Origin of the sequence: Embleya sp. NPDC059237 (assembly GCF_042754105.1) — a bacterium.
Taxonomy (GTDB): Bacteria; Actinomycetota; Actinomycetes; order Streptomycetales; family Streptomycetaceae; genus Embleya.
Window position 1 is genome coordinate 479916 of sequence record NZ_JBHZAE010000004.1, and the last position, 12787, is coordinate 492702.

Below are 12787 nucleotides of genomic sequence, written 5' to 3' on the forward strand. Positions count from 1 at the left end.
CACGCGGACGGCGTCTCGACAGGCTGCACAGGCCAGTTATCGGATTATCCGATTATTCCCAGGGAGTACGCGTGATACGGGACTTCACCGGACGGGTGTGCGTCGTCACCGGCGCGGGATCGGGCATCGGCCGGGCGCTGGCGACGGAACTGGCCGCGCACGACGCGCGCCTCGCGCTCGCCGACGTGGACGCGGAGGCACTGGCCGAGACCGCGGCACGGGCCGCCCGGCTCGGCGCACGCGAGGTGCACACCGAAGTTCTCGACGTGGCCGACCGGGCCGCCGTACTGGCCTGGGCCGACGCCACCGCCGCGCGCTTCGGCGGGGTGGACCTGGTGGTCAACAACGCGGGCGTGGCGCTGACCGCGGGCGTCGAGGAGATGTCCTGGGACGACTTCGAGTGGCTGATGGGCGTCAACTTCTGGGGCGTGGCGTACGGCACCAAGGCCTTCCTCCCCCACCTGCGCCGCTCGCCCGACGGGCACCTGGTCAACATCTCCTCGGTGTTCGGCCTGTTCGGCGTGCCGTCGCAGAGCGCCTACTGTGCGGCCAAGTACGCGGTGCGCGGCTTCACCGAATCGGTGCGCCAGGAGCAGCGGGTCTCCGGCTCCGGGGTCGGGGTGACCACCGTGCATCCGGGCGGGATCCGGACGAACATCGTGCGCAACTCCCGCGCCGCCGCCGGGCACGACAAGGGCCGGGTGGTGGCCCTGCACGACTCGGTCTCGCGCACCTCGGCGCAGCGCGCGGCGCGGATCATCCTGAGCGGGGTGCGGCGCGGCCGGTCCCGCGTGTTCGTCGGCGCCGACGCCACCGCGATCGACGTCGGCTCGCGGCTGCTCGGCTCGGTGTTCGAACCGCTGGTGCGGGTGGTGTCCCGGCGGCGGGGGTCGAGCACACTGATCCCGGCCGGGCCCGCGCTCTCCTCGCCGAACGGGGTGGGATCGGCGCCGGCCTTGTCGGCGGAGGGGTATTCGAACCCCGTTACCGGTGGGTAGAAAGTAGCGGAGGGGCGCACGCGCGGGAGGCGAACATGGCGACGGACACCGGGGGCACCGGGACTCTCCTTCGGCACGACACCACGATCCACACCGGCGACGGCGCGGCGCTCGTCGCGCGGGTGGCCGGGCCGCCGGACGCGGCCGTCACGGTGGTCTTCGCGCACGGCTGGACGCTGCACGGCGAGGTATGGCGGCCCCATGTCGAGGCGCTGGTGGCGGCGGGTGCCCGGGTGGTCACGTACGACCATCGCGGACATGGACGATCCACCGCCGGGCGGGCCTCGCCGTGGACCATCGACCTGCTCGGCGACGATCTCGCCGACGTGATCGACGCGGTGGCGCCCGGCGGCCCGGTGGTGCTGTGCGGGCACTCGATGGGCGGTATGACGATCATGGCGCTGGCCGCCACCCGGCCGGAGCTGTTCGGGTCGCGGATCACCGGGGTGGTCCTGGTCGGCACCTCGGCGGGCGACCTGGTGCCGACCGGCCGGGGGTTTCCCGCGTCGGTGCGGCTCAGGTCGGTCGCGCAGACCCGGTTCTTCGCGTTCGGACAGCGGTATCCGCGCGTGTTCACCCGGGGTCGCACGCTGCTCCCGGGCCCGGACCGGCCGGGTCACCTGCGGATCGTGCGCCGGAGCCTGTTCGGTCCCGACGCCGACCCGATCCTGGTGCGCGAGTGCGCGCGGATGTTGTTCGCGACGCCGATGACCACCGTGTGCGGCTTCTTCCCGGCGCTGGCCCGGCACGACAAGGCCGGCGCGCTGGCGGCGCTGGGAACCGTACCCGTGCACATCGTGGTCGGCGCCCATGATCGCCTCACCCCGCTCGCGCACAGCCGAGCACTGGCGGCCGAGCTGCCCGACGCCACACTGCACATCGCCGCGGACTGCGGCCACATGGTCTGCACCGAACGCCCGGACAGCGTGATCGGTCCCCTACGCGATCTATGCGGGCGCAGGGCCGCCTGAGACGTGTCCGCCCGCGAAACGCCGGACGGACCGATGCGATCCGGCCCGTCCGGCGTTCGAGGACAGCCGGCCGCGAGCCCGGCGTGCGGGCGCGACCGGGAAGGCTCAGCTCGGCTCGACGCCAAGCAGCTCCGCGGTCCAGTCCGGGTCCCCCGTGACCACGGCCAGCAGCCGGGTGGCCCGGGTCAGCGCGACGTAGAGCGTGCGCATGCCGTTGGGGGACTGTTCGACGATCCCGCGCGGGTCGACGATCACCGCGACGTCGAACTCCAGGCCCTTGGCGTCGAGCGCGTCCATCAGCTGCACGCGCGCGTCCAGGCCGGCCAGGTCGGCCGCCAGGTCCTCGGTCGCGCCGACCGGGGTGACCACGCCGATGGTGCCCTCGACCGCGTCGAGGAGTTCGCGCACCAGCTTGCGCACCACCGGACCGGTCCGCTCCCCCGCCGTGGCGTGCACGGTCGGCGGCTCGCCGCCGCTGCGCACCGCCCGCGACGGTCGGGCACCGGGCACCGCGCGCACCAGCACGCGGGCCGCGACGTCGGCCACCTCGACCGGATTGCGGTAGTTGGTGGTCAGCTCGAACTCGTACCGGCGGCGTTCGCGCAGCGCCTCGGCCATCGCCTCGGCCGACGCGCTCGGGTCCTCCCAGGCGCTCTGCGCGGGGTCCTCGACGATGGTCCAGGTCGCGTGCCGGCCGCGGCGGCCCAGCATCCGCCACTGCATCGGGGTCAGGTCCTGCGCCTCGTCGACGACGATGTGCGCGTACTCGACCGGCTCGTCCTCGTCCTCGTCGCGGGCGCGGCGCGCGCCGCGCCCGCCGGACATGCGGTCGGCGTAGGTGGTCACCTCGGTGATCTCGTCGGGCACGTCCCGGCCGACCGTCTCGCCGCTGAAGATGTCCCGGCCGTCCACCACGTACGGGTTGTCCTCGTCGGGGCTGCCGTGCGCCGGCGTGCGCTTGCGCGGCAGCGGCCCGAGCAGCCCGGTCAGCTCGTCCATCAGCGCCACGTCGTGGAAGGAGACCTCGCCGGTACGCGCGGTCCGGGCCCAGGAGCCGGCCAGCACGGCCACCTGCTCGGGCGTCAGGTCGCGCTCGAAGCGGCGCAGCCGCTCGGGGTCGGCCAGCCCCGCCAGTACGTCCACCGGCCGCTGCAGCGGCCACCACGCGCGCAGGAACGCGGCGAACTCGTCGCGCGCGGCCACGTCCTCGTGGAAGGCGTCCTTCTCGCCGCGGCCGGCGCCGCGCGAGAGCAGTCGGCCCCACAGCTCGGTGAGCAGTTGCCGGGCCACCTGGAGGCGGGCGGTGTTCGGGCCGCCGCGGTTCTTGGCCAGCACCTCGCGGCGGATCCGGCGCAGCGCCTTGTGGTCGAGCACGATCCGGGTGCCGCGGTGCGAGATGGCGAATTCGGTCGGCGCGCCCGCGGGCACGTCGGCCACGGCGCGGCGGAGCAGCCCGCTCATCACGGCGGCGCCCTTGAGCCGGGCCGTCGCGGCGTCGTCGTGGTAGGCCGCCTCGACCCCGTCGACGAGGTCGCCGAGGGAGCGCAGCACCGCGCCGCCCTCGCCGAGGGAGGGCAGGACCCGTTCGATGTAGGCGGTGAAGCGGGGGTTGGGGCCGACCACGAGCACGCCGCGCGAGCCGAACCGGCGGCGGTACTGGAAGAGCAGGTACGCGACGCGGTGCAGCGCGACGGCGGTCTTGCCGGTGCCCGGGCCGCCGCGGACAAGGACCGAGCCGTCGATGGGCGCCCGGATCGCCTCGTCCTGCTCGCGCTGGATGGTGGCCACGATGTCGTGCATCGAGCCGTCGCGGGTGCGGGAGAGCGCGGCCAGGAAGGCCCCGTCGCCGATGATCACCATGTCGCCGGCGGCGTCCGGGTCGAGCAGGTCGTCCTCGATGTCGACGACCGAGCGGCCCCGGCAGTGCAGGACGCGGCGGCGGATCACCCCGCGCGGGTCGTCGGGGGTGGCGCGGTAGAAGGCCTCGGCGGCGGGGGCGCGCCAGTCGACGACCAGCACCTCGCTGTCCTCGTCGCGGATGCCGATCCGACCGATGTGCCGGGTCTCGCCGTCGAGCTGGTCGAGCCGGCCGAAGACGAGGCCGTCGTCGGCGGCGTCGAGTGAGCGGGCCCACAGTTCGGCGCGGTAGACCATGACGTCGCGCTCGACCAGGGCCGCGCGGGTGCCGACCTGCGCCTGCCGGTAGCCCTGCCGCAGCAGTGCCTGGGCTTCGTCGCGCATGTGTTCCAGGCGCGCGTAGGAGCGGTCGACGTGGCCCTGTTCCGCGGCGAGCTCGTGTTCCTTGGCCTGGGGGTCGCCTGCCGGCGCGGGCATAGAGAAGCTCCTTGTGACGTGACACAGGTCTGCGCCCACGGTGGACGACGCGTCGACGATCGTATGTGTCGCCGGCGCCGTCTTCCCGCGGGCCGATCCGCCCACGGGGGTTGCGGCTGGGGTCGGGGGTGCTCCCCCGGAGGACAGAGGACACAGTATTCGGGACCCGCGCCCCCGTCCGCGACGCCCGGGCGGGTCGACCCGGGGCGGAACGCCGCTCGCACGCCGGCCCCGGGGACGGAAGGCCCCGATCCGGCCCCCCGGGATGGGCGGGCATCGGGCGGATCGGCCCGGGTGGGAGAGACCGCTCGGGCGCGGCCGGCCCGGGCCGGGACGGGGCCGGTCGGGTGCGGCCGGCGGGGATATGCGGTCGTTCAGGTGCGGCGGGCTCGGAGGAGGCGTACCGCGATCACCACGCCGATCAGGCCGACACCGCCGAGTATCGCCCACAGCCAAGTCGAGGGTCCCGCGCTGCCGCCACCGCCGCCGTCACCCGGCGCGAGGGCGGCGCGGGCGGGCCCGGCGGCCTCGACCGCCGCGGTCACGGTGATCCCGAACCGGGCCTTGGCCTCGTGCTTGGCCGGCGCGTTGTCGGAGACGGTGACGCCGAATCCGGTCTCGCCGGCCGCGGTCGGTGTGCCGGTGATCACTCCGCTGTCCGGGTCCAGGGCCAGGCCGGGCGGCAGCGGGTCGTCGGCGATCCAGTGGTACGGGGCGGTGCCGCCCTGGGCGGCCAGCTTGGCGGTGTAGGCGCGGCCGACGGTCGCCGGCGGCAGCGCGGCGGCCGGCAGCACCAGTGCGGCCGAGGGCACGCCGTCGACGGCGGCGGAGGGATCGGATTCGCCGACCGCGTTGACCGCGCTCACCGTGTACGAGTAGGTCGTGCCGTTGTCCAGGCCCTGGTCGGTGTAGGTCAGGGTGTCCGCGCCGAGGGTGGTGAGCGGCGTGTCGGCGGCGGCCTCGCCGTTGGTCGAGCGGTGGATCAGGTAGTTGGTGAGCGGGCTGTCGCCGGTGTCGGCGGGGGGCATCCAGGAGAGCACGGCCTGGCCCTGTCCGGCCGTCACCGACAACCCGCCGGGGGCGCCCGGCTTGCCGCTGCCCACCCCGGCCAGGGTCACCGTGCGGCTGCCGCCCGGGATGTTGCCGGTCAGGGTGAGCTTGCCGGCGGCGGCGCCGCGCTTGGTCGGGGTGAACACGACGGCGAACGAACACGAGGACCCGCCGGGCACGTTGGTGTCCGGGCCGAAGGCGCAGGTGGTGCCGCCGGGGTCGATCGCGAACGGGCCGTCCGCGGTCGCGGCGGAGATCATGAACGGCACGTCGCCGCTCGCGGTGATCGGCAGGTTGCGGGTGGCCTTCTGCCCGACGGGCGAGGCACCGAAGTCGATGGCCGGCAGCACGTCGCCCACCTGCGCGGCGGGCACGGTGAAGGACAGCAGCGCGTGCCCGTCGCCGACGCCGCCGGTCGCGGACGTCTGCGCGCCGGGGAAGACGAACGGATCGGCGTACGGCACACCGGCGCCCGCCGCGGGGGCGTGCAGCCAGGGCATCGGGGTCGAGGCCGAGATCAACGTCGTGGCGCCGTCGGCGATCCGCACCACCAGCGTCGCGCCGGCCTGGAGCGGACCGCCCGCGGACACCGCGGCGGAGCCGGCCACCGACGTGCCCTGGGTGCCGCCGACCGCCCGGCCGTACACGGTGGCGGTCATCGCGGTCGCGCCGGCCGGCACGGTGACCCGATGGTCGCCGGCCCCGGTGACCGGGGTCTGCACCTGCGTGCTGCCGCCCGGGTCGGTCGGGGCGGCGGGTCGGGAGCGGATGCCGGCCGGCGACGCGGCCGCGGCGGCTGCCGGGGCGAGGGCGGCGAGCACGATCGCCGCCGCGAACAGTCCCGTGCCGAGGGACCGAGGGCGCGGGCGACGACGGCGAATGACGCTGTGCATGGAGATGGACCCCCGGGTGGGCTGCGGCTCTCGATACCGGACGGCACCGGACGGCCCACCCCGACCCCCGCTTTCCCGGGTTCGGCGGATTCCGCGCGCTCGGCTTTCCGGCAGCTCCTCAGCGCGGATGCTAGCGGTCGCCGGGAAGGACCGGGAGTGCCCCCCGCCGGAAGATCACCCGATGGAATTCGCCGTTGTAGGCCGCCTGTACGGGTGCGACCCGGCAAACCTGACCATCCGTCAGATATCTCGTCGGCGAAGCCCCACTCGCGGGCGGCGCTCACGGTCGGCGGCGCCCCCCGGGCGCGGACCAGTCGGCGCCGTCGCGCGAATCGACGCCGTAGCGGGGCCCGAGCAGCGCGATCGCCGCCGCGAACAGGACGAGGAACCAGGCGACGTACGCGTTCACGAGACGCTCCCGACGACACGATGGAATCGGCTCGCGGAACGACGGGCCACTTCCCATTCTTCGCATGATCGGACCGCCGTAAAAGGTCCAATCCTCGTCAGGTGGACTGGGTTTGCGGATTGCTGCGGACCGGAATTGGCGATCCTCCGGCGCGAAGGGCCGTCGACCGGGCATCGTGGCCTCAAGCTCCCGCCGGGCCCGGGACGGTACCGGCGGGGTGGCCGGCGGCGTGCACCTCCCCCCAGTGCGCCGCCGAGGAAGGCGGGCCCGCGGGCATTCCCCCCGCTCGCGGGTCCGTCGCCCCCGTTCCGCCCGCCCGGGCGGCCCGGCGAACCGCCGCGCCCGGACCGCCGTTTCACGCCCGGTGCAGCGCGCGCACCACGTCCCGGATCCGCCCGTCGTGCGCCGGGTCACCCGGCAGCGGCACGGTGACCGCGTCCGCCAGACCGGCCCAGCGCGCGGTGATCAGGTCCGGCAACTCCTCGTAGGTGGCCATCGGGACGAGCGTGTCCAGCACCTCGTCGGTGACCAGCCGACCCGTCTCCGCCCACGCGTCGCGGCGAATCATCGCCCCCAGTCGGTCCTGGAGTTCGCCCCAGCCGTACAGATCGAGCGTGCCGCGATACGCAGGCGTGGAGTACAGGAACGCGAACAGTCGCCGCTGCCGCTCGCGTTCCGCGTCGAGCGCGGCCCGATCCGGACCGGCGATCAACTGCGTGCCCGCGACGAGTTCGAACCGGCGCGGGGCCGACGCGCGGGCGCGCCCCTCGGCCACGGCCGGGCGGGCCAGCGTCCGCAGGTAGCGCGGATTCGAGTTGGTGGGGTGGGTGACCAGCCCGTCGGCGAGTTCGCCCGCCAGCGCGCACATCCCCCGGCCGACCCCGCCGAGCAGGATCCTCGGCGGCGCGGTGTCCGGGTCCGGGCCGGGGTTGAAGTAGGGCTGCATCCGGGTGAGTCGGTGGTGCGGGCCGTGGTGGGCGGGCGGCTCGCCGGTCCGGAACGCCTCGAACGCGGCCCGGACCGCGCCCAGGTAGTCCCGCATCCGCTCCACCGGCGCCGACCACGGCATCCCGTACCGGTCCTCGATGTTCTGCCGGACCTGGCTGCCCAGGCCCAGTTCGAACCGTCCGCCGGAGAACCGGGCCAGGTCCCACGCGCCGTACGCGCTCAGCAGCGGCGAGCGCACGAACGCCAGGGCCACCGAGGTGCGCACCACGATCCGCTCGGTGTGCTCCAGCGCGAGCAGCGCCACGGCGAACGCGTCGTGCACGGTCTCGGCGACGCCCAGCCCGTCGAACCCGGCCGCCTCGACGCGCCGCGCGTAGGCCGGCACCTCGCGCAGCGGCGTCCGGGGGTCCATCCCGGTGTAGACCCTCACCCGGGGAAGTCCTGGCCGACCAGCGCCTCGGACAGCGTCCACAGCCGCGCCGCCGCGGCCACGTCGAGCGCCCACGGCGCATGCTCCGCGCTGATCGCGCAGTCGGCGAGGTACACCCCGCCGACGTCGGCGAGTTCGGGCGCGGTGGCCGCCCACACCTGGGTCGCGGCGCCGCTCTCCACCCGCTTGAGCGGCGGCATCTTGGCGGCGGTGACCTTCTTGTGCAACTCACGCCCGGCGGTGGGGGTCAGGTATCGACCGAGGTTGGTCGCAACCATGCCCGGGTGCACCGCGTAGCAGCGCACGCCGCGCTCGCGCAGCCGGCGGTCCAGTTCGACGATGAACAGGATGTTCGCCGTCTTGGACGCGCCGTACGCCGTCCAGGGGTGGTACTCCTCCGGCGCGCTCTCGTAGTTCGGGTCGGCCCAGCGCACGTCGGAGGCGAGGTGTCCGGCGGAGCTGAGGTTGACCACGCGCGCGCCCGCGCCCAGGGTCGGCGCGAGCAGGTTGGTCCACAGGAAGTGGCCCAGGTGATTCGTGCCGAACTGCAGCTCGAAGCCGTCGGCGGTGCGCTCGAACGGAGTGGCCATCACGCCCGCGTTGTTGATCAGCACGTCGACGCGGGGAAACCGCTCGCGCACCTGTGCGGCGCCCGCGCGGATCGAGGCGAGCGAGGTCAGGTCGAGCACCGCGTACTCGACGCCGTCGGGCAGTTCGGCGAGCGCCGCCCGGCCCTTGTCCGCGTCGCGCGCGGTCACCACCACGCGCGCCCCGGCCGCCGCGAGCACCCGCGCGCTCTCCCGCCCCAGACCGGAGGTGCCGCCCGTGATCAGCACGGTGCGACCGCTCGGATCGAGGCCGGCCAGGACCTCGTCGGTGGTGGTGTCGGGTCCGAAAGGCATGGCACACTCCGCACAGTGGATGCTTGACTGTGTTTAGCACTATGGAGTGTGGAGGTTGCCTTGGCAAGGCTGTCGAGGCCCCGGGTGACGGGCCGTCAGGTCAGCCGGATCAGCCGGCGCTCGGTGGCGACGCTGACCGCGGCGGTACGGGTGTCCACGCCGAGCTTCGCGTAGATGTGGCCCAGGTGGGTCTTCACCGTGGCCTGGGAGATGAACAACCGGCGGGCGATCTCCGCGTTGCCGACACCGCGCGCGAGCAGTTGCAGGATCTCCACCTCGCGGGCGGTGAGCGTGTTGTCCGGCTTGCGCATCCGGCTGAACAGGCGGGCGGCCACCTCCGGGGCCAGTACGGTGCGGCCCGCGGCGGCGTCGCGCACCGCCCGGAACAGGTCCTCCGGGCTGCCAGCCTTGAGCAGGTAGCCGGCCGCGCCCGCCTCGATCGCGCGCGAGACGTCCGCGTCGGTGTCGTACATGGTCAACACCAGGACGTGCGGCGGCTCGGGCAGCGCGAGCAGTCGCCCGGTGGCCTCGACGCCGTCGATCCCGCCGACCAGTTGCAGGTCCATCAGCACCACGTCGGGGCGCAGCGCGGCGGCGAGCCGGACCACCTCCTCGCCGTCGGCCGCCTCCCCGATCACCTCGATCCCGTCCTCACCGGCGAACAGGGCGAGCAGCCCGGCCCGCACCACGGCGTGGTCGTCACAGACGACGAGACGGATCGGCGTCACGGGGCGGCTCCGGGGTCGGGATCGGCGAGCGGGGGCGAGGTGTGGGTCGTGGGAGCCGCGGCGTCGGGGACGGTGGCGGCCAGGGCGGTGCCCTCGTCGGGGGCGCTTTCGATGGTGAGTTCGCCGCCGACCTCGGCCAGTCGGCGGCGCAGCGAGGGGAGGCCGTAGCCGCGCAGGTCGCCGGCGCGGGGCAGGGTCGGGTCGAAGCCGACGCCGTCGTCGCGGATGTCCAGGGCGACCCGGTCCGGCAGGTAGGTGAGGGTCACGTGCACCGCCCGGGCCCGGGCGTGCTCGCGTACGTTGGCCAGCGCGCCCTGGGCGGTTCGGGTGAGCGCGGCCTCGACCGGCGCGGGCAGCGGGCGGGGGCGCCCGTCCACGGCGAGCGCGACGTCGGGCCCGTCGTCGGCGCGGAAGCGGTCGACGACCCGGGCCAGGCTGCCCGCGAGGCCCGGTGCGTCGGCCAGTTCGACGGGCGCCAGGTCCCGGACGAAGCGGCGGGTCTCCTCGACGCCGAGCGCCGCCACCTGCTCGGCCCGGCGTACGTGCGCGCGGGCCGCGGCCGGGTCGGTGTCCCAGGCGCGGTCGGCGGCCTGGAGCAACATGCGCAGGCTGGAGGTGCCCTGGGCGATGGTGTCGTGGATCTCCCGGGACAACCGCTCGCGCTCGGCCAGCGTGCCCGCCCGGCGCTCGCTGACGGCCAGTTCGGCGGCGGTGTCGCGCAGCCGTTCCTGGTCGCTGCGCATGCGGGTGAATACGGCCGTGGCGATCGCGGCGACCGCGGGCGGGCCGAGGAACAGGCTGGGGTCGATCGTGTCGGCGAGCCGATACTGGGCGATCACCACGGCCGTCGTCAGCAGGACCACGGTGCCGATCGCCGCGCGGGTCGGCAACACCCGCAGGCCCGTGTACAGCAGCGGCACCGCGCACCACGCGAAGCTGGGCGCGGCGGTGACCAGCGCCAGCCACGCGGCAAGCACCGCGGCCAGCCAGGCCCGCCGGGCGGGCGAACGCTCCGGCGGCAGCGCCAGGCCGGCCAGGTAGAGCGCGGCGAGCAGCGAGGCGAGAGCGAACACCCACGGGGCCCGGCCGTCGGTACCGTGCCGGACCGTGTAGCGGCCCAGCGACGCGGCGATCAGCAGCAGGAATCCCGCGTGGATCACCAGCCCGGCGTGCCGGACAGGCCACGGTTGTGTTCGCTGTCGGGGCACGACGTACCTGTTCCCTGTCCCGGTCGGCTCGATCACGCGCGACGCACGCGGATCGACGGTCGTCTCCACCGTGGGCCGGCTCGCCCGGGCGCGGATCGGCCGATCGGTTGATCTTCGCACCGCCCGACCGGCGTGCCGGAACCGGCGGCTTTGCCGATGGCGGGCGGGCGCGCGGCCGGGAGGGTGGAGGCATCGGGAAAACCACCCGACGACCACCGCTCGGAAACGACGCGAGACGGTCGCGGGAGATGCGAAAGAGGTAGGGCGATGAGCAACTTTTCCACGCGTGGTCGGGTGCTGACCGGAGTCTTCTCGCTGGCGGCGGTCGGCGCGGTCACCGCCGGTGTCGCGGCGGCGCAGGTGCCGAGCGCGACCGAGGCTCGGCACGACGCGCGTCCGGCGCCGGCCGTGGTGCAGGTCAAGACGCTGGGCGTGGATGCCGCGAGCAAGGCCGCGCAGGCCGCGCTCGACGCCGCCGAGAAGGACGGCCAGAAGGTCACCGTGGTCGTGGTGGCCCGCGACGGTTCGACGCGTGTGGTGCTCAAGGGCGACGGCGCGGGCCCGCAGTCGGAGGAGTCGGCCCGGCGCAAGGCGTACACCGCCGTGTCCTGGAACGCGCCGACCTCGGCCCTGGCCCAGCGGGTGACCGCGCCGGGCGCCTCGCTCCGGGACATCCCCGGCACGCTGTTCCTGGCCGGCGCGGTGCCGGTGGCGGTGGACGGCGCCCCGATCGTGGGCATCGGGGTGGCCGGTGCCCCCGCCGGCGACCTGGACGAGAAGTACGCCGCCGAGGGCTTGGCCGCGATCGCCGGTCAGCTGAAGTAGCAGACCGCCCAGAGACGATCCCGGGGTGGAGGGGGAGGTCGCGGCCCGCACCGCCGCGACCTCCCCGCCTCCGGGATCGCCCACCGGGCGTGGCCGGCCCGGCCGGCAGGGGTGCTCGTACAGCGCCGCCGGCAGGGGCCCGTGCACCGGCCGCCGGCGTGGGCCCGTACACCGCCCGCTCCGGTCCTTGGGCCGCCCGCATCGGCCCTACACCGGATCGCGCTTTTCCGCCACCCGGCGCGGATCAGCCGAAGAGCACCGCTCCCTGGGTGTTGAAGACGGCGCTCTGGAAGGGCAACAGCAGTTGCGCGGGCAGGAAGCTGTCCGGCGTCAGCGGCTCTCGGGGCGTCTGCGCGGCGCGTGCCGCGGGAATGTAGAGCGAGGCCATCGAGCCGAAGATGACCGCGGTCGCGATCACTGCCGCCTTGCGAAATCCGTGCTTGACCATGGAATTGCCCTTCACCGGGGACGTCGGGGTAATCGAATCGGCGTCCCGCCGCACCGGGGAATTCCGGGCACGGCTCCGCCGCACCGCCCGGGGATTTCATGGCGGCGCGGCAACTCTAAGGTTTTGTCGGCAAAGAAAAAGGCGCCGTTCGCCCTCCCGGGTGACGTCATCGGTTGGCCCAGGGGTCAGGACACGCAATTTCACTCGGAAGGGTGAGGATTGCGCGCCTGCGCGCTCCCACACGTGTCCATGTCCCGTGCCGGGCGTTATCCGGGCCGCCCGACGCCGATGCGCTCGCGCAGCCGGTGATACGACGCCCTCGGCGTGCGGGTCCCGGTCGCGAAGTCGACATGGATCGGGCCGAAGCGCCGGTGATAGCCCTCGGCCCATTCGAAGTTGTCGAGCAGGGACCACACGTAATAGCCGCGCACGTCGATTCCCGCTTTGCCCGTCGCGGCGTCCGCGGCGATATGGCCGTCGAGGAACGCGATGCGTTCCGGATCGTCCCGGCCCTCCGCGGTCGAGCATCCGTTCTCGGTGATCCGGATCGGCGGCAGCGCGTCGCCGTAGCGCGTACCGAGTCCGGGTTGACGCCCAGACCGGTCGGTGAGTCGCCGATCGGGTCGAGGTCGCCGGGCTCGAC

At 74.4% G+C, this 12787-nt stretch carries 11 protein-coding genes and 1 pseudogene; 3 read left to right on the top strand and 9 right to left on the bottom strand.

Features of this window, described 5'->3' with window-relative positions:
- Window positions 1–71: 71 nt before the first annotated feature.
- Together ACFXKZ_RS16265 and ACFXKZ_RS16270 are read left to right on the top strand one after the other, a co-directional pair.
- A complete protein-coding gene (locus ACFXKZ_RS16265) occupies window positions 72–998 on the top strand; it encodes an SDR family NAD(P)-dependent oxidoreductase (RefSeq protein WP_380000810.1) in 927 nt (308 codons plus the stop codon).
- A 35-nt stretch (window positions 999–1033) separates the two neighbouring features.
- The gene (locus ACFXKZ_RS16270; RefSeq protein WP_380000812.1) at window positions 1034–1969 is read left to right on the top strand and encodes an alpha/beta fold hydrolase; all 936 of its coding nucleotides are present in this window, start codon (window positions 1034–1036) and stop codon (window positions 1967–1969) included.
- Window positions 1970–2074: 105 nt separating this feature from the next.
- On the opposite strand, the gene ACFXKZ_RS16275 is transcribed toward ACFXKZ_RS16270, so the two are convergent.
- From ACFXKZ_RS16275 to ACFXKZ_RS16305, 7 genes are all read right to left on the bottom strand, one after another.
- A complete protein-coding gene (locus ACFXKZ_RS16275) occupies window positions 2075–4303 on the bottom strand; it encodes a HelD family protein (RefSeq protein ID WP_380000815.1) in 2229 nt (742 codons plus the stop codon).
- Between the two features lie 374 nt (window positions 4304–4677).
- A complete protein-coding gene (locus ACFXKZ_RS16280; protein WP_380000817.1) occupies window positions 4678–6246 on the bottom strand; it encodes a putative Ig domain-containing protein in 1569 nt (522 codons plus the stop codon).
- A 280-nt stretch (window positions 6247–6526) separates the two neighbouring features.
- The gene (locus tag ACFXKZ_RS16285; RefSeq protein ID WP_380000819.1) at window positions 6527–6655 is read right to left on the bottom strand and encodes a hypothetical protein; all 129 of its coding nucleotides are present in this window, start codon (window positions 6653–6655) and stop codon (window positions 6527–6529) included.
- A gap of 355 nt (window positions 6656–7010) precedes the next feature.
- Entirely contained in the window at window positions 7011–8033 is a 1023-nt protein-coding gene (locus tag ACFXKZ_RS16290) for a TIGR03617 family F420-dependent LLM class oxidoreductase (RefSeq protein ID WP_380000822.1), read from the bottom strand.
- On the bottom strand, window positions 8030–8935 hold the full coding sequence (locus ACFXKZ_RS16295) for an SDR family NAD(P)-dependent oxidoreductase (RefSeq protein WP_380000824.1): 906 nt from the start codon (window positions 8933–8935) through the stop codon (window positions 8030–8032). Before ACFXKZ_RS16295 ends, ACFXKZ_RS16290 begins: the two co-directional genes overlap by 4 nt.
- A gap of 95 nt (window positions 8936–9030) precedes the next feature.
- Window positions 9031–9663, bottom strand: coding sequence for a response regulator (locus ACFXKZ_RS16300; RefSeq protein ID WP_380000826.1), 633 nt, complete (start codon window positions 9661–9663; stop codon window positions 9031–9033).
- A complete protein-coding gene (locus tag ACFXKZ_RS16305) occupies window positions 9660–10823 on the bottom strand; it encodes a sensor histidine kinase (RefSeq protein WP_380000829.1) in 1164 nt (387 codons plus the stop codon). The genes ACFXKZ_RS16300 and ACFXKZ_RS16305 overlap by 4 nt, the downstream gene beginning before the upstream one ends.
- Before the next feature lie 315 nt (window positions 10824–11138).
- On the opposite strand from ACFXKZ_RS16305, the gene ACFXKZ_RS16310 reads away from it, so the two are divergent.
- Complete coding sequence (locus ACFXKZ_RS16310; RefSeq protein ID WP_078978721.1) at window positions 11139–11696, top strand: heme-binding protein; 558 nt, start codon at window positions 11139–11141, stop codon at window positions 11694–11696.
- 244 nt (window positions 11697–11940) lie between these two features.
- On the opposite strand, the gene ACFXKZ_RS16315 is transcribed toward ACFXKZ_RS16310, so the two are convergent.
- Together ACFXKZ_RS16315 and ACFXKZ_RS16320 are read right to left on the bottom strand one after the other, a co-directional pair.
- Window positions 11941–12159: a hypothetical protein gene (locus ACFXKZ_RS16315; RefSeq protein WP_380000832.1), complete on the bottom strand. Its 219-nt coding sequence runs from the start codon at window positions 12157–12159 to the stop codon at window positions 11941–11943.
- A gap of 251 nt (window positions 12160–12410) precedes the next feature.
- Window positions 12411–12728, bottom strand: a pseudogene (locus ACFXKZ_RS16320) (family 1 glycosylhydrolase); the annotation flags it as partial.
- Between the last annotated feature and the right edge of the window lie 59 nt (window positions 12729–12787).